The following is a 21,206-nucleotide window of genomic DNA, read 5'->3' as shown; positions in this document are numbered from 1 at the left end:
ATGAACAGCCATACCGATAGCGCGACGTTCCTCGCGGTGCGATGGCCGGGCGACAAGCGGCCCAGCGTGAAACTCCTCGACGCGCGGGCAGGCAGGGAACCCATCGACGGTGCGTTGGGCGACGGAACAGCCGACCTGTGCCTGCTGTCCGGTGTGTCGGCAAACGGTTCCAGCACAACGGATTTCCTTATCCAACCGGCCAATCGGCGGCAACTGACCGACTACCGGGCACTGCGACGCGCCGAATTCGTGATGGACCAGGGACTGTTCGCGGGCAGCGACGCCGACGACATCGACGACGATCCGCGCACCCAGGTACTGGTCGCGCTGGATCCCGACGGCATCGTCCTCGGCGGCGTGCGCCTCGCTCCGGCGACCGACGAGGATCTGGGATGGTGGACCGGCAGCAGGCTGGTGGTGGACCGGCAGTGCCGTGCCGCTGGGGTCGGTCCGGCCCTGGTGTCGGCCGCGTGTGCCTACGCGGAGAGCCACAATGTGCTGCGGTTCGAGGCCACCGTGCAGACCCGGTACGAGCCCATGTTCGCCCGCCTGGGCTGGATCCGGCTCGGGGACAAGGTGATCGGCGGCGTCGAGCACACCTGGATGCGGTGGCCGATCGACCGGGTGGAGCGGTTGGTCGGCGCCACCAAGTCGCTGCTCGCGCAGACGCTGGCGCCGCTGCGTGGATCGCCGCTCGGCCTCGGCGGTAAGGGTTTTCGCGGGGACGATGGTGCCCCGGTGCCGGGCAGCGACCTCATCGCGGCATGTGACGCCATCCTCCCCTCGATGGTGGAACGTGATCCGGAATGGGCGGGTTGGTGTTCGGTGCTGGTCAATATCAATGACCTGTCGGCCATGGGCGCCACCCCGATCGGTCTGCTCGACGCGGTCGGTGCGCCGACCCATTCACTGCTGACTCGCGTGATTCGCGGGCTGGCTCGCGCCGCCGAGGCATGGGATGTGCCAGTGCTGGGCGGGCATACGCAAGTGTCGGTGCCGCCGTCGTTGTCGGTTACGGCACTCGGCCGCGCCGCCGCCCCTGTGCGGGGCGGCGGCGGCAGGATCGGTGATGAGCTGCGGCTGACCGCCGACCTCGCGGGCGGCTGGCGGCCCGGATATCACGGCCGGCAATGGGATTCCACCTCACGACGTAGCGGCGCGGAATTGCGGGCACTGGCCGGCTTTGTGGCGCGGTCCGCCCCTGCTGCGGCCAAGGACGTCAGCATGGCCGGGCTGGCAGGCACCACCGGCATGCTTGCCGAGGCCAGCGGCCTCGGAGCCGAGCTGGATGTGGCGCGAATCCCGCGTCCCCATACCGCCGCATTCGCCGAATGGCTCACCTGTTTCCCGGGTTACGCGATGATCACCGCCGACCGGCCCGGTGCGCCGATCGCGCCGCCTGCACCGGCCGACTCGGCGGTCTGCGGACGACTCGTCTCAACCCCTGGTGTCCGGCTGCGCTGGCCGGACGGCATCACGACGCGAGCGGTGCACAGCACCGTGACCGGATTAGGAGAATCATGAACAACCTCACGATCTCCGTGGCCGCCGCAGAGTTCGGCCGCGATATGGAACAGAGCTATCGCACCATCGCTCGCCTCATCGAGGAGGCTCGCGCACGCGGCAGCCGCCTGCTGGTGCTGCCGGAGGCCTGCCTCGGCGGGTATCTGCCCAGCCTGGGCGGCGGGGACGAGCCCGATGAAGCCAGAGAGCGCAGGCTGCGTGCCCTGCCGCCCGCACTCACGCTGGACGGTCCGGAGTTACGCCGCGTGATCGATATGGCGGGAGATCTGGTGGTCACCCTCGGCTTCTGCGAGGCAGCGGGTGACACCCGCTACAACGCGGCGGCCACGCTCTCCGGCGACGGAATCCTCGGCTCCTACCGCAAGGTTCATCAGCCGCTCGGCGAAAACCTCTGCTACGCAGCTGGCTCCGAGTACAAGGTCTTCGATACTCCGGTCGGCCGGATGGGTATGCAGATCTGCTACGACAAGGCGTTCCCGGAGGCCGCGCGGGCACTCGCCCTGGATGGTGCCGAGATCATCACCTCGCTGTCGGCCTGGCCGACCGCCCGTACCCAGACCGTGCCGAATCTGGAAGACGATCGGTGGAAGCGGCGCTTCGATATCTTCGACCAGGCCCGCGCGGTGGAGAACCAGCTGGTGTGGGTGGCCTCGAACCAGGCGGGCACCTTCGGATCGCTGCGGTTCGTGTGCAGCGCCAAGATCGTCGGACCCGGCGGGGACGTATTGGCCACCACCGGCGTCGAGCCGGGTCTGGCCACCGCGACGGTCGACGTCGACGAGGTGTTGGGACTGGCGCGGGGCGGCGGCATGTACAACCTGCGGGACCGTCGTCCCGACCTGTACCACAGTGTGATTCGCGAACACGGCGTCGTTGGTCAGCCGGGCTGGCGCGGCGGAATTGGAGCCGTCCCATGCCTGAGATGACTTTCGTTGTCGAGTGGCCGAACGGGACCCACCAATCGTGCTATTCGCCGTCGCTGGTGATGCACGACCACCTCGAGGCCGGAAAGTCCTATCCTGTCGCCGAATTCGTCGCTCGCACGAGGACGGCCCTGAATGAGGCGAGCGAGCGGGTGCGCACGAAGTTCGGCTTCTACTGCACCTCCGCTTCCGATCAGCTGGCCGCGATCGAGCGCACGGCCGCACGATTCGAGCCGTTCGAGATCACCCGCGTCGTCTCGATGGCGCCCCCGCCGATCGTCTCGAATATCGTTGGAGGACAACAATGATCGCCAAACATGAGGTCGTGGTGATAGGTGCGGGCCAAGCCGGTCTATCCATCAGCTGGCACCTGACTCGCCGTGGCATCGACCATGTCGTGCTCGGCGCGACACCATCGCCCACGAATGGCTCGACAGCCGCTGGGACAACTTCACCCTGGTGACACCGAACTGGCAGTGCGTACTGCCCGGCTATCCCTACAGCGGGCCGGATCCCGACGGATTCATGAAGCGTGACGAGGTGTATGCCTTCGTGCGAGGTTACGCCGACACATTCAACGCTCCGGTCCGGGAGGGGGTGTCGGTCACCTCCGTCCGGCAAGCCGCAGCCGGCGGATACGACATCGACACCAGCGACGGCCCGCTGCGCGCGAACCAGGTCGTAGTGGCGACCAGCGGCTACCACGAGCCGATCGTGCCACGCTACGCGGAGAAGCTGCCACCGACTGTCGAGCAACTACATTCGGTCGAATACCGTAGTAGCGCCGCCCTTCCCGAGGGCGAGGTGCTGGTGGTCGGCACCGGTCAGTCCGGCGCGCAGATCGCCGAGGACCTGCACCTGGACGGCCGCAAGGTGCACTTGGTCGCCGGTGACGCACCGCGCGTGGCACGGTTCTACCGTGGTCGCGACTGCGTGGCCTGGCTGCAGGACATGGGGCACTACGACCTGCCGATCGAGGATCAGCCGGGTGGACTCGGTAAACGCGAGAACACCAATCACTATGTGACAGGTCGCGGTGGCGGCCGCGATATCGACCTGCGCCAGTTCGCAGTGGAGGGCATGTCGCTGTACGGCAGGCTGCTCGACTTCGACGGCGCGACATTGCGATTCGCACCGACACTGGCGAAATCGCTCGATTCCGCCGATGCCGTCGCCGAGAGCATCAAGGATTCGATCGACGCCTACATCGCCCGCGCTGGTATCGACGCACCGGAGGAACCGCGCTACGTCCCGGTGTGGCGTCCCGAAAGTGAGGTCACCACACTGGATCTCGCCGAAACCGGCATCACCTCGGTGGTGTGGTCGGTCGGGTTCCGCACCGACTACCGGTGGCTACGCGTCGGAGTCTTCGACGGCGAGGGCCATCCGTGCCACAACCGCGGCGTCACCACCGCACCCGGCCTGTTCTTCCTCGGCCTGCCGTGGCTGCACACCTGGGGTTCGGGCCGGTTCGCGGCCGTTGCCAGGGACGCCGAGTTCCTCGCCGACGAAATCGTCGGGCGCGTCGAGGAATTGGCGGCCACCAACGACTGCTTGCAGGTCGCTCGAATGAACATCGCGTAGGCATCGCCGATGGGAACTACACGAATTGCCGCGCTGGCCGGGCACTTCGGCCGCGATATCGGCCGGGCGCTGGAGAAACTCGGCGGGATCCTCGAGCGACTTGTCGACGATGGGATCGATCTGCTCGTGTTGCCCGACGCCACCCTCGGCGGCTATATCGGCGACCTGCGGAACCCGACGGTGGGACCGTTGCCCGAGCCGATCGATCCCGAGGGGCCGGAGTTGCGGCTGCTGTGCTCGATGGCGGGCCCGATGACGGTGTGCATCGGATACGCGGAGAAGGACGGCGATCTGCGCTACAACGCAGCGAGCTGTCTCACCGGCGACGGCCTGCTCGGACATCATCGCAAAGTGCATCAGCCCGCAGGCGAACACCTCGCATACGCGGCGGGAGACACCTTCACCGCGTTCGACACGCCGGTCGGCAGGCTGGGCATGCTGATCGACTACGACAAGACCTTCCCAGAGGCGGCTCGCACGCTCGCACTCGACGGCGCCCAGATGATCGGCGCGCTGTCGGCCTGGCCGGCCAGCGTCACCGACCGAGCCTCGCGGATGCCCAACGACCGGCAGGCGCGGTTGTTCGATCTCTATGACATGGCCCGCGCCGCCGAAAACCAGGTGGTGCTCGCCTCGTCGAACCAGACCGGTGTCACCGGCTCGCTACGTTTCCTCGGCCAGGCGAAGGTGGTCGGCCCCGGCGGTGACATTTTGGCGAAGACCTGGTCCAAGGGTGGGCTGGCGGTGGCTGATATCGATGTCGAGCGGGAGGTGGATCGGGCTCGCCGGACCCTGCGGCACCTCGATGAACGACGAGTCGACAGCTACCACAATCTGTTGCGCGAGAAGGGAACCCGCTGATGCGCATAGCCCTGCTCACCTACTCCACCAGGCCACGCGGCGGGGTCGTGCACACCCTGAATCTCGCCGAGGCACTGGCCCGCGCTGGAGCCGAGGTCACCGTCTGGACCCTGGGACGCGGCGGTGACAGCGCGTTCTTCCGACCGGTCGACCCGAGCGTGCACGTCGAGGTCGTGCCGTTCGAGGCACATGCTTCGGAAACAGTGGGGAAACGCATCATCCGCTCGATCGAGACGCTGCGGGCGGCGTTCCGGCGCGACCACTACGACACCGTGCACGCGCAGGACTGCATCAGCGCCAACGCTGTCGGTGGGTGCATCCGCACCATCCACCATCTTGACCAATTCACCACCCCCGAACTTGCGGCATGCCACGATCGGGCGATCACCGAGCCGCACGCCCGGATCTGTGTATCGGCCGCTGTCGCCGAAGAGGTCCGGGCCGGATGGGGTTTCGAGCCGACAGTCATCCCGAACGGTGTCGAATACGAACGGTTCGCGGCGGCCGCCGGAACAGGAGTGAGCCAGTCCGCGCAGCGGGCGGCGTGGCGGGAGCGGTTCGGCCCGTATGTGCTCGCAGTCGGCGGGATCGAGCCGCGCAAAGGAAGCCTCGACTTGCTTGAGGCCTTCGCGATATACACGCGAGACGCGCCCGAGCAACAGCTGGTGATCGCGGGGGGCGACACCTTGTTCGACTTTCGCGAATACCGGACTGCATTCGACGTTCGAGCATCCGAACTCGGCATCGCGCCGGTCGTGCTCGGCACAGTAGAGCACACCGAACTACCCGCGCTGGTCGCCGCCGCGTCGGTGCTGCCGTTCCTGTCTACCAAGGAAGGATTCGGCCTGGCGGCCATGGAGGCCCTGGCCGCCGGAACACCGGTTGTCGCTCGTGACCTTCCGGTGCTTCGCGAGGTGTTCACCGATGCGGTCGAGTTCGCATCAACCCCGGAGACAATGGCCGCGGCGATGGCGGCGGCAGTCACACCCGACACCGGCCGACGCGCCCGTGGACAGCTGCTTGCTGCCGAATTCAGCTGGGACGCAGTGGCATCAGCCCATCTCGAATTTTATGCGTCCGCGACCAGCGACACCACCGCCTGGAAGCGCAGGGCCGGGTCCATCGCCGTCGGCCGCGTGGGGTGAAATCCGCGGCGCAGATACCGGGACAATTCGGCGAATAGCACCGTGAAGCTCGGAATGCCCCCGTGCACCGTCGCGTTCACGACCCGCACCGGCCAGACACGACCCGGATCGCTACCGTATTACCGGTGGCTCGCCGATCCGGTCACCAACGCTGAACTCGAGCAGGCGTATCGGGCCAACGCCTTGTTCGACGCTCACCGCGACGACCCCGAGTTCGGGTACCGATTCCTCGCTGACGAGGCCGCCGACGCGGGCCAGCAGATGGCCTCGCGGACCGCCTGGCGGATCTGCTCGATCAACAAATGGTGGAGCAGTTTCGGTAAGAAACGCGGAACGAAGGACCGCCGACCGGGTCCACCGGTTCATGACGACCTCGTCGGGCGGAGGTTCACCGCAGATGCACCAAATATGTCGTGGCTCACCGATATTATCGAACATCACACCGGTGAAGGGAAGCTCTATCTCTGCGCGATCAAGGACGTGTTCTCGAACCGGATCGTGGGTTACTCGATCGACTCGCGGATGAAAGCCCGCCTGGCTGTCGACGCTGTGAGCTCGGCCGTGGCCCGACGTCGCGCCGCCGGCGACGACGTCGCTGGTTGTGTGGTTCACAGCGACCGCGGGTCGCAATTTCGGTCACGAAAGTTCGTTCGCGCCTTGGGTATTCACGCGATGGTCGGATCGATGGGCAGAGTCGGGGCGTGCGGTGACAACGCCGCGATGGAGTCGTTCTTCGCGTTGCTCCAGAAGAATGTCCTCGACCGGCAGCCATGGACGAGTCGTGAGGAGCTCCGGATCGCGATCGTCACCTGGATCGAACGGACCTATCACCGTCGTCGACGCCAGGTCAGGCTCGGCAAATTGACCCCGATCGAATACGAGGCCATCATGGCCACACCGGCTCTTCGAGCTGCTTAACCGCTGTCACCGGATCGTGCAGCAGTCCCGCCTCGGGATCCGAGCTCAGACTGCCCGCAACACCGCGCTGATGGATCTCGCGAGCCGCCTGCCGGCCGCGGTGTTGTCCGCTCTGCTGGGCCTCGATGTCGTGACCGCACAAGGGTGGATTGCCGAGGTCGGGCAACGTGGCGCCTACGCAGCAGTGGTGGCTCAGCGAACCACCGCTCGGCCGAATCGAGGTACCAGCCCAGCCCGGACGAAGAACAGTGCGACCGAGAATCTACAGGCCGACCTTGCTGTCGCCGCGGTGGCGCCGTGTCGAGTCAATTGACACTCGCTGGTTCGCAACCTCACTCCGTCACGGGTTTACGCTCGGCCATTGATCGGCAGAGGAAATCCACGGTCAGCCGCATCACCTCTCGGCTCCAAGGGAGCAGAACGTCGAGCACAGGGAAGGCATGTACCTGTCGGTGCCACACGTGCGTCCGCGCCGATGCTGCGTCCAGGCAACCCCCTGCTCCAAGACCGCCACAGATCACCGCGGACAGAACCCACGACAGCCGAGGTATCGCACATTCATCAGTGGATGCGGCCTCGGCCACATGGCCCGATGAATACCTTTTAGTATCCAAATGGGGTTAGGGTGATGGCGAACCGCCTCAAGGGGCCGGTCAGTAGTGGTCGACCAGGGGTGGTTGCGAGACGACGAAACCGGTTCCCGCGAAGGACTTTTCCTGGGCGGCCTGCCAGGAGCCGTCGAGGATCATCGCCTCGATGGCGTCGTTGATGGTGCGGCGTAGTTCGGTGTCGCTCTTTTTCAGACCGATGCCGTATTTCTCGGCGGTGAAGGTCTTGTTCACCAGTGTGAACAGGCCGGGGGATTGGGCGGCGTAGCCGGCGAGGATCACGTTGTCGGTGGTGACCGCGTCGACCGCGCCGGTGCGCAATGCCTCCACGCACTGTGAGTACGAGTCGTAGGTGTGTATCCGGGTGTGCGGGAAGTTCTTCGCGATGTACAGCGCCGGGGTGGAACCCGTCACCGAGCAGACCCGTGTGTCGGCGGACAGCGCCTGCGGGCCGGTGACGACTGTCTCGGCCGCCCGCACTAGCAGGTCCTGACCCGCCACGTAGTAGGGGCCCGCGAAGTCGACGCGGTTCTTGCGCTTGTCGTTGATCGAGTAGGTGGCCACGATGAAATCGACCTGCCCGTTCTCGATCATGGTCTCGCGCTGGGCCGATGGCGCTTCCTTGAAGGTGATGCGCTCCGGCCGCACCCCGAGTTTGCCCGCGACATACATCGCGACCTCGACGTCGAAGCCGCGGTACACGCCGTCGGCGATGCGCAGGCCAAGACCCGGCTGGTCGAACTTGATGCCGATGGTCAGCGTGCCCGCCCTGGCGTTCTCCAGCGCCGATCGCCGCTCGGTACTGCCACAGGCCGCCGTCGCGGTGGCGGCCACGACCAGTGCGACCGCGCAGATTCCGGCGCGTAGCGCGCGATTGATACTCACAGGGCCTTCTCCTCGAGCTGTCCGGTGACTCAGCTCAGCGTGGCGAGCACCATTTCCAGCGCCTTGCGCATGTCGTCGGCTTCGATGCGCATCAAGGTCACTTCGTCGAGCGAGCGCGGGTCGAGCGACTCGTCCATGGCCAGGCGGTATTCCCGTTCCTCCTCGGCCGTCTCGATCACATTGCGGATGAAGCGGCCGTTGCCGGCGAGATCGACACCGCGGCGCGGCAGGCCGCTCTGGTCGGTGCGCTCGGCCGCGTAGAGCTCGGCGCAGGCGACGCGCAGAATGTCGACGGCGTCCTCGGCGACCGAGGAGTCGCGTTTGTTGGCGATGAATCTGCCGATCTCGCACAGCTCTTCGGGTGAGTACGAGTCGAATTTCACGCGTTTGGCGAACCGGGAGGCGAGGCCGTCGTTGCTGGCCAGGAACCGGTCGATCTCGCCGTCGTAGCCGGCGATGATCACCACCAGCCGGTCGCGGTCGTTCTCCATCCGCGCGAGCAGGGTGTCCACGGCCTCCCGGCCGAACGCGTCACCACCGGACAGGCCTGCCTGGATCAGCGTGTACGCCTCGTCGACGAACAGCACGCCATCCATCGCCGAGTCGATCAGCGCGTTGGTCTTGATCGCCGTCGAACCGAGGTGCTGGCCGACGAAATCGGACCGTTTGGCCTCCACCACCTTGTCGGTCTTGAGCAACCCGAGACCGCAGTAGATCTTGGCGACCACACGGGCGATGGTGGTCTTGCCGGTGCCGGGCGGGCCGGTGAACGCGAGATGCTGTCCGCGCGGCACACTGTTGAGACCCTTCTCGGCCCGGATCTTGGCCATGGTCGCCGACGATTGCAGCTTGTCGACCTGCACCTTGACCGCGGCCAAACCGATCTGGGCATCCAGTTCGGCGCGCGCCGAGGCCAGCACCTGCTCGGCCCGGTCCTGATGTTCCTGCGCTGCCGCCTCGGCCAGCGAGGGCGCGGTCTCGGGATCCCAACGGCTGGTGCGGGATTCGATCTGGTCGCGGGTGGTGACCACGATCCGGAACGTCGGGTCGCCCATCGCACGCGAATTCGCGGCGAAACCGGGGACCTGGCTGTACACGGTCTCGAACAGGGCGCGGGCCTCGTCCTCGTTGCCCTGCTCGCGCAGGGCCAGGCCGCGGCAGTACATCGCCGCGGTGCGTGCCGCCGGAATCGGGCCGCGCTCGGCCTGTTCCAGCCTGCGCGTCGCCTCACCGAACAGCCCCAGGTGCGCGCAGGCGGTGCCGACCATGACGTGCGCGCCGACGGCCATGAACTGGTCCTGCCATTCGGCCGAGCCGGCCAGCACCGCCATCACGTCGGGCCACAGCTGCGCGGTGAAATACAGGACGCCACGGGCGTAGGCGCAGACCCGGTCGTCGAGGGCGCGGTCGGGGTCGTCGGTGAGCTTGGCGCGGCGCTCGTCGAGCTCGTCGAGGACCTGCTCGGCCTCGTCGAACTGCTTGTCCTCCAGCAGGCGCATGGCCCGCGCGAGCCAGATCTCGGTGAGACCGGCGACCGGATAGTCGATGTACTGGCCGATCTGGAAACGGCCTGCCAGCTGGCGCGGCGGCAACCCGAGGCGGCGCTGCTCACGCATCAGCGAAGTGGTCGAGGTGCGGTGCAGTTGCCGCAGCACCTCCTCGGTCGCGTCGCCCGCGGCGAGGCGACCCAGCCACGCGTCACACATGTCCGGGTCGAGCTCGGTGGCCCGGCGGAAGGCCACCTTGGCGTACTCGAGGTTCTTGGTGGCCTGTTGGCCGTCGACCATCAAACCCAACGACAGTACGCCCGCGTCGAACACCTGTTGTGCTTGCCGAATCGCTGACATGCCGCGCACCGTAACCGGGCTACGCCACGCTGGCTCGGTGACCGCGGTGGCGCGTACTCGGCATTCACTGTCGCGTAACCCTGCGACGTGGCCGTCGCCGCGGAACCCCATGTCGCGTCCCGTCCAGGGTTACGGCAAGGGAAACTCGACCGCGCGCACCGAGCCGACTACACGCTGTCGTTGTTAGTTTCCCGAAGGTGATGGAGTCCACGGCGATCGAGCCGCAGCTGTGCCGGATTTCGGTGATCGGTGACAACACCCAGATGGATGTGGTGTTGCCCGCCACCGTCCCGATCGCGAATATCACACCAGACCTGGTGGCGCTCATCACTTCCCGCAATCCCGACCTGTCCGAACACGAGGACAACGGGCCACTCGCGGCCCGGCACTGGACCCTGTCCCGGCTCGGCCAGACCGCGATCGACCCGGACCGCACCCTGGCCGAGGCCGAGGTGTTCGACGGCGATCTGCTGGTGCTGCGCGCGATGGACTCGGTCGACTCACCACCCCTGTTCGACGATGTGATCGACGCGGTCGCCCGCCTCACCGACGATTCCTTTCGCGGGTGGACCGGCGAGTCGGCGGGACGTGCGGGCATGGCGGGCGCGATCGCGGCCGTGGTCGGTTCCTGTGCGCTGCTGCTGTACGCGACGGCGCTCGGCTGGGGCATCGTGGCCGGGTCGGCCGCGGTCGGCATCGGCGCGGTGATCCTCGGCGGCGGCGCGCTGGTGGCCCGCAAGTACGAGGCCGAGCCTGCGGCCACCGTCCTCGCGCTGTGTGGACTGCTGCTGATGGGAACGGGCGCAGCGGCTTTCGTGCCGGGCGCGCCCGGCGCGCCGCATGTGCTGCTCGGCTGTGCCGCCACGCTGTTGCTCGCCGTGATCGCCGCGCGGACGGTGCCCGTTCGCCCGACGATGTTCACCGCCGTGTTGACGGTCGCGACGTTCGGCGTCGCCACCACGGGTGTGGTGACGATCTGGGATGCGGCCCCCGCCAAGGTCGCGGCCGGGGTGATCGTGTTCGCGCTGCTCGCCATCACGCTGGCCCCGCGGATCGCGGTGGCCTCTGCGCGGCTCCCGGTGCCCCCGGTGCCGACGGCGGGCGGGGCGATCGATCCGCGCGACCACGAGCCACGCCCGACCATCGAAGGCGTCGGCGCGATCGGCGCCACCGCCATTCCGTCGGCGGCCGGGCTCGGCGAACGGTCGAGGACGGCCAACGACTATCAGTCCGGGATGATCTTCGGCATCGTCGGCGTCGCCGTGCTCGCGACGATCATGGTCGTCGCGGCGGCGACCGAGCACCGCTGGCAGTGCGCGCTGCTGGCCGGCGCGGTCGGTGTCGTCCTCGCCCGGCGCGGACGGGCGTTCGCCGATCTGACCCAGGCGGCGGTGCTGGTGGCCGGTGGCTGCACGGCGCTGATCGTGCCGTGTGTGCTGTGGGGTCTGCGGATACCGGAGCTGGCGCTGCCCGCCGCCGGCGTGCTGCTCGTGGTCGCGGGGCTGGCGATGCTCATCGGGGTAGCGGGCCCGAATATGGAGGTGTCGCCGGTCGTGCAGCGAGCAGGCGAGATCGTCGAATACGCCCTCATCTGTGTGATCGGCCCGCTCGTGTTCTGGATCATCGACATCTACGCCATGGCCCGCAATGCGTGAGTTCCCAGCGCTGCGGTCGGTTGTCGTCGCCGCCGTGACCATGGCACTGGTGGCCGGGCCCGCCGGTGGCGCGCTCGGGGTACCGCCGCCGGTGATCGATCCGGGGGCGCTGAATACGACAGCGCCGGTGGCGCCGCCGGAACCGGCCGAGCAGCGACTGCTGTGCTCGCAACCGATCTGGAGTGGGCCTGCCCCGACCGGTGTCCCCGCCGTCCAGAAGATGCTCGGTCTCGCCGACGCCTGGCGGTTCAGCCGTGGCGAGGGCCAGACCGTCGCGGTGATCGACACCGGCGTCACCGCGCATCCGCGACTGTCGGTGCGGCCCGGCGGTGACTACGTCGCCGCTTCCGACGGCACCGCCGACTGCGACGGGCACGGCACCCTGGTCGCCGGCATCATCGCGGGGCATCCCGCGAGCGACGGCAGCGACGGGTTCTCCGGTGTGGCGCCCGCGGCGGAGATTCTCACCGTGCGCCAGACCAGCCTGGCCTACGAAGCGAAGAACCGCAGCCGCGCCGCCGACGATCCCGGCGGCATGTCGGCGGGCGGTTACGGCACCGTCGACAGCCTCGCCAACGCGGTGGTGCACGCGGTCGACAGCGGCGCGACGGTCATCAACATCTCCGCGGTGTCGTGCAGGCCGGCGGGCACCGACGCGGTCGACCGCGCGCTCGGCGCGTCGCTGCAGTACGCCTTCGAACGCAATGTCGTCGTGGTGGTGGCGGCGGGCAATGTGCAACAGCAGGGCGCGTGCAAGGAACAGAACGGGACAGCGGGCTGGAACGCGGTGGGCACGATCGCGACGCCCGCCTGGTTCGCGCCCTATGTGCTGTCGGTGGCCTCGATCGAACCCGACGGTTCGCCCTCACCGTTCACGCTGTACGGACCGTGGGTCTCGGTGGCCGCGCCGGGCAGCAATCTGATGTCGCTGGACAGCAAACCGGGCGGCACCGGATTGGTCAACGGCACCCCGCAGGCCGACGGGCAGTTGGCGCCGGTGAACGGCACCAGTTTCGCCAGCGCCTATGTCGCCGGGCTGGTCGCGCTGGTGCGCGCCCGGTTTCCCGACCTGTCGGCCCGGCAGGTGATGGAACGCGTCACCCGCACCGCCCACGGCCCCGGCAGTGGCCGCGACTCCCGGATCGGTGCGGGCCTGATCGACCCGCTGGCCGCGCTCACCGCTGTCGTGCCGCCCGCCTCGGCACAGGATCCGGCAGGCGGCGTCGCGATCGCGGCGCCGACGCCGCCGCCGTACGTGAGTCCGTGGCCGCGCCGGGTCGGGCTCGCCGGCGCGGTCGGCGCGCTGACGCTGCTGGCGATCGTGCTCGTCCTCTCCATTCCGTTCCGGCGCGAACAGCGCCTGCCTCTCGCCCTGCCGGGCGACGACTAACCGAAGGAATTACCTATGGGCACACAGGGATTCATCCGGCTCGCCCGGATCGCACCGCCCCGCCCACCGGGCGGCGAGGTGATTCTCAACGCGCCGCCGGAGATCACCGCGCCGGTGCCTGCACCGCTGTGGCAGCGGTTGCTGCCGGTGGTGATGGTGGTGGCGATGGTCGGCATGATCGCGCTCATGGTCACCATGGGTGGGCGGTCCATGCTCACCAATCCGATGACGATGATGTTCCCGATGATGATGCTGATGTCGATGGTCGGCATGTTCGCCGGCCGCTCCGGCGGCGGCGGGAAGAAGGCCGCCGAGCTCAACGAGGAACGCAAGGACTACTTCCGCTACCTCGACCAGCTGCGCCGCGATGTCCGCACCACCGGCCTCGCCCAGCGCGAGGCCCTGTTCTGGAGCCATCCGCATCCGATCGACCTGCACGCGCTGATCGGCACCCGCCGGATGTGGGAGCGGCGGGCAGGCGACCCCGACTTCGGCCATGTCCGGATCGGCGTCGGCAGCCATCGCCTCGCCACCAAACTCGCCCGGCCGGAAACGGTTCCGCTCGAAGACCTCGAACCGGTGGCGACGGTGGCGCTGCGCCGCTTCGTGCGCACCCACTCGGTGGTGCACGGCCTGCCCACCGCCATCTCCCTGCGCGCGTTCCCCGCCGTGAACATCGAGGGCCCGCGCGAACACGGCCGCGCCCTCGCCCGGTCGATGGTGATGGAACTGGCGACCTTCCACGGCCCGGACAGCTTGATCATCGCCATCGTCACCGCCGACCCCGACGGCGCCGCCTGGGGCTGGACCAAATGGCTTCCGCACCTGCAACATCCGCGCGACACCGACCGGATCGGTTCGATGCGGATGCTCTACGAATCGCTGTCCGAACTCGAGACCGCCCTGGCGGAGGACCTGCTCGAACGCGGACGTTTCCTGCGCAACGCCCCGGCCACCGCGGGCCGCGTGCACCTGGTCGTTGTGATCGATGACGGCTACGTGAGCGGGTCCGAGCGCACCATCAGCGACGCGGGCCTCGACTCGGTGACCGTCCTGGATCTCACCGCACCGCAGACCGGTCTCGCGGTGCGCCGCGGTCTGCAACTGGTGGTCGAGGAGCAGATCATCGGTGCCCGCACCGGCGGTGCGGTGGAGAACTTCGCCGGACCCGACCGGGTCGGCCTCGAGGTGGCCGCCACCTTCGGGCGCGCGATGGCGCGCTACCGGATCGCCACCAGCGCCCAGATCGTCGACCTGGGCGAGGACATCACCACCGACCCCGGCCTGATGGCGATGCTCGGTGTCACGGACGCGGCGACCATCGACGCCGATGTGGTGTGGCGGCCCCGCTCGGCGCGCGAGCGCCTGCGGGTGCCGATCGGTGTCACCCCCGACGGCACCCGCGTCGAGATCGACATCAAGGAATCCGCCGAGAACGGCATGGGACCGCACGGGTTGTGCATCGGCGCAACGGGTTCGGGCAAGTCCGAGTTCCTGCGCACGCTGGTGCTGTCGATGGTGACGACGCACTCGCCCGACCTGCTCAACCTGGTGCTGGTCGACTTCAAGGGCGGCGCGACGTTCCTCGGCCTCGATCCACTCCCCCACGTGTCCGCGGTGATCACCAACCTCGAGGAAGAACTCTCGATGGTGGACCGCATGCGCGACGCGCTCGCCGGTGAGCTGACCCGTCGGCAGGAGCTGCTGCGATCGGCGGGCAACTTCGCCAATGTCACCGAATACGAGAAGGCCCGCGCCAACGGCGCGCCGCTGGATCCGCTGCCCGCGCTGTTCATCATCGTCGACGAGTTCTCCGAATTGCTGTCGCAGAAACCGGATTTCGCGGAACTGTTCGTGATGATCGGCCGCCTCGGCCGGTCGCTGCGGGTGCATCTGCTGCTGGCGTCGCAGCGGCTGGAGGAGAACCGGCTGCGCGGCCTCGATTCGCACCTGTCGTATCGGATCGGCCTGCGCACGTTCTCGGCGGGCGAGTCCCGGCAGGTGCTCGGCATCACCGACGCCTATCACCTGCCCGCGCAGCCCGGCGCGGGCTATCTGAAGAGTGACTCGTCGGATCCGTTGCGGTTCAACGCGACTTATGTCTCCGGCCCCTATGTCCCGCCGGTCACGGGCCGGGCGGTCGGCCCGGCGGCGGCCGCGGCGGGGCGGGTCGACCTGTTCACCGCCGCCGTGCTCGAACGCACCGAACCCGCCGCCGAGCCTACGTCGGAACCGATTCCGGTGGAGCTGCCCGACCTGAGCGAACTGCTCGGCGAGACCACCGCGCCCGCCGATCCCGAACGGTCGCTGCTGGCCGTGGTGGTCGACCGGCTGACCGGGCACGGCAGGCCAGCCCACCAGGTGTGGCTGCCCCCGCTCGAGGTGTCGCCCACCGTGGATATGCTGCTGCCCGAAGATGATTGGCGTTCCGAGGCCAACCGCACCACCATGCTGTGGCTGCCGATCGGCATCATCGACAAGCCCTACGAGCAGAAGCGCGACGTGCTCTCGATCGACCTGTCCGGCGGCCAGGGCAATGTCGCGGTCGTCGGCGGACCCCAATCGGGCAAGTCGACCGCGCTGCGCACGATCATCCTCTCGGCGGCGGCCACCCACACCCCCGAGCAGGTGCAGTTCTACTGCCTCGATTTCGGTGGCGGCGCCCTGGCCGCGCTCACCGGTCTGCCGCATGTCGGGTCAGCGGCGGGCAGGCTGGAAACCGATCGGGTACGCCGCACCATCGCCGAGCTCACGGTGCTGCTGCGCCAGCGCGAGGCGCGTTTCCTCGAACTCGGCGTGGAGAACATGCGCGATTTTCGGCGGCGCAAGGCCGAGATCGCGCAGCTGCCCGCCGAGGAGCGGTCCGCGCATCCGCTCTCGGCCGACCTGTTCGGCGATGTGTTCCTGGTGATCGACGGGTGGGCGGCCTTCCGCGAGGATTTCGACCTCATCGAGGGCCATGTGCTCGCGCTCGCCGCGCGCGGCCTGTCCTACGGCATCCACGTGATGCTCGGTGCGAACCGGTGGGCCGAGATCCGGCCCAACGTCAAGGATCAGATCGGCACCAGGATCGAGCTGCGCCTGGGTGATCCGTCGGATTCGGAGATGGATCGCCGTGCGGCGGTGCATGTTCCGGTCAACCGGCCCGGCCGTGGCATGACCCCCGACAAACTCCACATGCTGCTCGCCCTGCCCCGCCTCGACGCCGACGTCGACCCGGAGACGCTGGCCGACGGCATCGCCGCCGCGAAAACCGGTCTCGCCGAGCTCTATCCCGGCCGCCGCGCGCCCGCGGTGCGGATGCTGCCCGACCTGATCGACCGCGAGCAGGTGCTGGCCACCGCGCGGGAGATGGACATGCGCATCGACAGCAAGCGGGTGGTGATCGGCCTGAGCGAGTCGGAGCTGGCGCCGGTGGTGCTCGATTTCGAGGAGTCGCCGCATCTGCTGGTGTTCGCCGACGTGGGGTGCGGCAAGACCACCCTGCTGCGCAATATCGCGCAGGGCATCGTGGAGAACTCGCACCCGAACGAGGCGCGGGTGATCATCGTCGACTACCGCCGCACCATGCTCGGCGCGGTCGAGGGCCCGCACCTGGCCGGCTATTCCACCTCGGCGCAGACCTCGGTGCCCACCTTGAAGGAGGTCGCCGGCTTCGTGTCGCAGCGGGTGCCCGGCACCGACATCACGCCGGCGCAGCTGCGGGAGCGCAGCTGGTGGACCGGTCCCGAGGTGTATGTCATCGTCGACGACTACGACATGGTGGCCGCCAACAACCCGCTGCTGCCGCTGATGGAGCTGCTGCCGCAGGCCCGCGACATCGGCCTGCACGTGATCATCGCCCGGCGCTCCGGCGGCGCGGCCCGCGCACTGTACGACCAGGTGCTCGGCCCGATGAAGGACATGTCGGTGGACGGCATCCTGATGAGCACGCCCAAGGACGAGGGCATCCTGCTCAGCGACGTGCGCCCCGCCCAGTACCCGCCCGGCCGCGGTCTGCTGGTCTCGCGCACGCGAGGGCGCGACCTCGTCCAGATCTGCCATCTACCGCCGGTCGGCTGAGAGGAACAGTGTCGGTGAACAACCAGACCACGGATCAGCTGGCCGACGCGCTCGCCGCGGCGGGTCCGGACGGGTGGCGGCGGTTCGAAGCGGTCTTCGCGCTCACGGTGATCGGCGGTGTCGCGCACGTCGTGTATGTCGACGAGAACGATCGGCAGTTCCGGGTCGACCCGGCGCCCGCGGTGCTCGAGCTGGCCAAGAAGCTGCGCGAGGAGTCCGCCGGGCACGGCGACGGTCCGTGGTGGCGGATGATCGTGCGCGGCGATCTCGGCGGCGGCAACGAGACCGAGTACGACTACGGGCACGAGCCGTTTCCCGAGGATCAGCTGCTTGTCCCCGAGGCGTATCTGATCGATCTCGAGGCCCATCCTCGCGACCGGGTGCCGGTGTGGCTGGCGGCGTATGTCTTCCACAACGATCGGCAGTCGCGCAGCCCGAAGGTCGCGGCCGCCAGCTCGATCACCGATCGGGCGGTCGGTCGCGCCGCGATCCCCGTGCCCGGCGAGTTCCCCGCGCTGCCACTGCTGCTGGCCCGCTGGGCGGTGATCGCCGCCGCGTTCGTGGCGGTCGGCTCCGAGCGTGGACCGCGCGTCATGCCCGCCCTCGGCATTTTCGAGGGTGCGGCCAGAAGCGGGTCCACCGTGCACGTGCTGCCAGGTGGGCGCGCTGTCCTGTCCGGCGGGGTGTGGGACGCACCGGAATTGGACGCCGCCTACAACCGCCGCGCACCCTTCCCCGAGGTCTACGCAGGCGCGCCCGATTGGGTGACCGATCAGGTGCTGAACTCGCGGGCACGCCGGGGGCTGCTATCGTTCTGCTACTGGTGGGACAACGACCGCTGGTATCGGGGCGAGTCCCCCACCGCGGATCAGGTCAGCAGCGCGGTTCCCGGCGTGTGGTCGGCCGCTGATGTCGTCGATGTCCTGTGTGCGGCAACGGTATCCGAGCCGCTGCCGCGTCATCGGTTGGCGGCGGCGGATCTGGTGGCCGCGGCGGAGGCCGGCACCGTCACCCGTGGCATCGTGGCGGCCTTCTTCGACGATCCGGCCCACGATCTCGCCGGGGCGCTGTGCGAGCTGTCGATGGCGGGTCTCGTCGTCGCCTAGCCGCGGGGGGGCCGGGGCCGCTGATCAGGCGAAGTTGGCGCCCGCCTCGTCCTCGGAACGGCGCACATCGCCTGCCGCGCGCCCCATTCCGGTCGCGAATTCGGACAGGGTATGCGCCAGATCGAAGCCGCCCTGGAGCAGTCCTGCGCCGAGCTTCACATAGCCCGCGTCGCCCTCGGCGAACTGCTTGCCGTAGGAGTCGGTCCCCCACGGCGGCTTTCCGTCTGTGCGTGCGGTGACGGTGCTCGCGTCATTCCCGTTGTCCTGCACCGAGATCGGATCACCCAGCGTGATCAGCGTGTCGGCGAGCGTGTGCACTGCTCGTCCGATGGCGTCGGCCACGCTGTCCATCACGACGGCGGCGGAGTGCAGGTCGGTCGTCGAATCGACGGCGATCACGTTCGCCACGGTGGCTCCCCTCGTCACACGGCGTATCAGAACAAGACTGCCCGTGACAGGCGACCGTAAACGGGATGGAGGCGAGCCGGAGCCGAAACACTAGGCAAACTCGAGGTTTTCAGCGCACGGAGTGGTGTTCTGGTTCCTCAGGCTCCTCAGGTTCCTCCGGCTCCTCAGGTTCCTCGGGCTCGTCCGGCTCTTCGTCCGGTTCGTCGGGCTCTGCCGAGTCGGGCGGCAATCCCCACACCTCGGGGTCGGGCGGCGGTGGCGCGACATAGTGTTCGATCGTCGGCTGTTCGTACTTCTCGAGTTTGGATCGGGTCTTGGCCCGCAGATCGGTGGCCTTCGGCTGGTAGTGGTCCGTCCCCGGACCGCCGGTCCCGAACTCCTTGCCGAGCTGCTCGCTGCGCAGCAGGGCCCGCTGCCACCAGCTGTGCTCGTCCCCGAGCGGCCGGATAGCCGGCTTGGCCTCGGTGTCGGACTTGTGGTTGACCGCCTCGGGATCGACACGGACCATGCGCAGGTCGTCGGCGCGGGCCTGCGCGTGATCGGCCTTGCGCTGGGCGTCGTCGGCGCGAGCCTGGAATTCGTCGGCCCTGCGCTGATGCGCGTCGGCCCGCGTGCGCGTGGTCGCGTGCGTCTCCTCCGCGCCGGTGTGCGCGGCGCGCGCCAGGGTCAGCTGCTGTTCGGCCCGCTCGACCTGCTGTGGATCGGGATCGTCGCTCGCCCGCAGTTCCGTCATTCTGTCCTCGGCGGCGCGCAGCTGCCCCCTGGTCTGTTCGGCGTGCGCGCGGGCCTGCTCGGCCGCGTTGTCCTCGGTGGTCGCCCGCCGCTGCTGCATGTCCGCGCGCCGCTGCCCGGCGTCGGCGCCGTTCTGCAAGCGATCGGCGCTCGCCTGGGAGGTCTGTGCCCTGCCTTGCATGTCGGCGGCCCTGTCTCCCATCCGGCTGCCCCACTGTGGTTGCCGGTCGACCGATTCCTGCCCGTCGGGGGTGCCGAGCGCCCGCGCTCGTGGCTGGTTCTCGACGTGCTCCGAAGGCGCGGCCCGCAATTCGGGCTGGGCCTGGCGGACCTGCCGGTGGTAGTCGCGCAGGTTCGCTGCGTCGGTCCGGTCCAGCGCGCGCAGGCTGCGCTGATGTCGCGGTGTCGATTCCACCGACGCGTCCACCGGCGGCCGGGCCACCGGCGCGGGCCGTGGGATCGGGGAGTTGGTCGCCGCTCCCCCCGCGGCGGCGACCTGGCTCGCCGGCACGTACACGTTCCCTTCGGCATCGAGCTGGAAATGCCGGACGAAACCGGTACGCGCCGACCCCCGTGGCACGCGGTTGAGATGGAACAGCCCACGGGCGCCACCGGCCATTCCGCCACGGAACCCGCCACCGGCCGCACCGAGGCCGAACCCGCTCGCGGTGAACGAGCCCTGCCAGTCACCACTGTTCATCGCGGTGGCCATCGATCCGCCGACGGTGCCGACCACGCCGGCGAACGCACCGATGGCCGCGCCGCGGCCCACATCGCCCGCGCGGCCGAGCCGGTTGGTGAGCCTGCCGATGGACGCGTCGAACCCGATCCCGCCCCAGTGCGCCGACGCCCGGCCGAACAGCCCGCTGGCGAAGGACGCGCCGAAGGAGACCAGGGTCTGGTTGCCGTCGAAGTGGCGGCGCGTCCCCGCGGCCATCTGCCCGCCCTGAATGGTCACGTCGACCAGCACCGATTGCACGCCCGACACCGCGCCTTTCACGGCGTAGGTGGCCAGGTTCTTGACCACCAGCTTGGTCCACGCCTGCTGCCCGACGCTGCCGAAGGCCCGCAGGATCACCTGTTCGATCCGGGTGATCACGAGGTCCTCGATCCGCCGCAGCGTCGACCTGGTCCCGGCCACCGCCGCCGCCTCGACCGCGGGCGCGGTCGGCGGAAACATCCACGCCCACACGATCTCCAGCGCGAGCAGGACGAACGAGACGATCATCATCAGCTTCGCCGCCTGCACCGTGGTGCCGAAATCGAAAGCAGCGTTACCGAGTTCGTCGAACCCGGCCCCCAGGGACTCCACCGAGCTGTCGCCGTCGAGCAGGTCGTCGAACAGTGCCGCGATGGTCTCGGCGCCCGCGCCGTCACGGTAGGCGCCCGACGCTTTGTCTCTGACCTGCTCCAGCGAATCGACCTGCGCGGCAATCGCTGTCGCCGCGGCGTTCCACGCCTCGCCGATGGCGAAGAGCCGATCCTCGTTCCCTTCGGGCAGGTCGACACCGACCAGCCAGCCCAGCCACTCGAGTTCCGGCGGAATATGGATCATCGG

Annotated in this window: 13 protein-coding genes and 2 pseudogenes; 11 read left to right on the top strand and 4 right to left on the bottom strand. The window is 68.6% G+C overall.

Annotated features, from left to right (window positions below):
• From NV348_RS32415 to NV348_RS32385, 7 genes and pseudogenes are all read left to right on the top strand, one after another.
• Positions 1-1,524 (top strand): MSMEG_0567/sll0787 family protein, encoded by a 1,524-nt coding sequence (locus tag NV348_RS32415; protein ID WP_447150285.1) that lies wholly within the window; start codon positions 1-3, stop codon positions 1,522-1,524.
• Positions 1,521-2,450 (top strand): carbon-nitrogen hydrolase family protein, encoded by a 930-nt coding sequence (locus tag NV348_RS32410; protein WP_447150284.1) that lies wholly within the window; start codon positions 1,521-1,523, stop codon positions 2,448-2,450. Before NV348_RS32415 ends, NV348_RS32410 begins: the two co-directional genes overlap by 4 nt.
• Positions 2,438-2,755 carry an MSMEG_0570 family nitrogen starvation response protein gene (locus NV348_RS32405; RefSeq protein WP_447150283.1) on the top strand — a complete coding sequence of 106 codons (318 nt, stop codon included), beginning with the start codon at positions 2,438-2,440 and terminating at the stop codon, positions 2,753-2,755. Before NV348_RS32410 ends, NV348_RS32405 begins: the two co-directional genes overlap by 13 nt.
• A pseudogene (locus NV348_RS32400) lies at positions 2,752-4,031 on the top strand (MSMEG_0569 family flavin-dependent oxidoreductase). Before NV348_RS32405 ends, NV348_RS32400 begins: the two are co-directional and overlap by 4 nt.
• 9 nt (positions 4,032-4,040) lie before the next feature.
• Entirely contained in the window at positions 4,041-4,892 is an 852-nt protein-coding gene (locus NV348_RS32395) for a carbon-nitrogen hydrolase family protein (RefSeq protein ID WP_447150282.1), read from the top strand.
• Positions 4,892-6,037, top strand: coding sequence for an MSMEG_0565 family glycosyltransferase (locus NV348_RS32390; protein ID WP_447150281.1), 1,146 nt, complete (start codon positions 4,892-4,894; stop codon positions 6,035-6,037). The genes NV348_RS32395 and NV348_RS32390 overlap by 1 nt, the downstream gene beginning before the upstream one ends.
• 117 nt (positions 6,038-6,154) lie before the next feature.
• A pseudogene (locus NV348_RS32385) lies at positions 6,155-6,955 on the top strand (IS3 family transposase); the annotation flags it as partial.
• A gap of 653 nt (positions 6,956-7,608) precedes the next feature.
• Here the strand turns inward: NV348_RS32385 and NV348_RS32380 are convergent.
• Both NV348_RS32380 and eccA read right to left on the bottom strand, forming a co-directional pair.
• A complete protein-coding gene (locus tag NV348_RS32380; RefSeq protein WP_447150280.1) occupies positions 7,609-8,448 on the bottom strand; it encodes a glutamate ABC transporter substrate-binding protein in 840 nt (279 codons plus the stop codon).
• Positions 8,449-8,477: 29 nt separating this feature from the next.
• A complete protein-coding gene (gene eccA / locus NV348_RS32375; protein WP_447150279.1) occupies positions 8,478-10,295 on the bottom strand; it encodes a type VII secretion AAA-ATPase EccA in 1,818 nt (605 codons plus the stop codon).
• A gap of 200 nt (positions 10,296-10,495) precedes the next feature.
• Between eccA and eccD the strand changes: the two genes are divergently transcribed.
• From eccD to NV348_RS32355, 4 genes are read left to right on the top strand one after another with little or no spacing between them, the layout of a single operon-like run.
• Positions 10,496-11,950 (top strand): type VII secretion integral membrane protein EccD, encoded by a 1,455-nt coding sequence (gene eccD / locus NV348_RS32370; RefSeq protein WP_447151204.1) that lies wholly within the window; start codon positions 10,496-10,498, stop codon positions 11,948-11,950.
• Complete coding sequence (mycP, locus tag NV348_RS32365; protein ID WP_447150278.1) at positions 11,943-13,340, top strand: type VII secretion-associated serine protease mycosin; 1,398 nt, start codon at positions 11,943-11,945, stop codon at positions 13,338-13,340. The genes eccD and mycP overlap by 8 nt, the downstream gene beginning before the upstream one ends.
• 15 nt (positions 13,341-13,355) lie before the next feature.
• On the top strand, positions 13,356-17,402 hold the full coding sequence (gene eccCa / locus NV348_RS32360) for a type VII secretion protein EccCa (RefSeq protein ID WP_447150277.1): 4,047 nt from the start codon (positions 13,356-13,358) through the stop codon (positions 17,400-17,402).
• 14 nt (positions 17,403-17,416) lie between these two features.
• Complete coding sequence (locus tag NV348_RS32355; RefSeq protein ID WP_447150276.1) at positions 17,417-18,508, top strand: hypothetical protein; 1,092 nt, start codon at positions 17,417-17,419, stop codon at positions 18,506-18,508.
• Positions 18,509-18,532: 24 nt separating this feature from the next.
• Here the strand turns inward: NV348_RS32355 and NV348_RS32350 are convergent, their stop codons facing one another.
• Entirely contained in the window at positions 18,533-18,916 is a 384-nt protein-coding gene (locus tag NV348_RS32350) for a hypothetical protein (protein ID WP_447150275.1), read from the bottom strand.
• A 109-nt stretch (positions 18,917-19,025) separates the two neighbouring features.
• A complete protein-coding gene (locus tag NV348_RS32345) occupies positions 19,026-21,203 on the bottom strand; it encodes a WXG100-like domain-containing protein (protein ID WP_447150274.1) in 2,178 nt (725 codons plus the stop codon).
• Positions 21,204-21,206: the final 3 nt, after the last annotated feature.

The organism is Nocardia fodinahabitans (genome assembly GCF_052983615.1).
The sequence above is the reverse complement of the archived record's forward strand: the minus strand, read 5'-3'. Positions and strand labels throughout refer to the sequence as shown.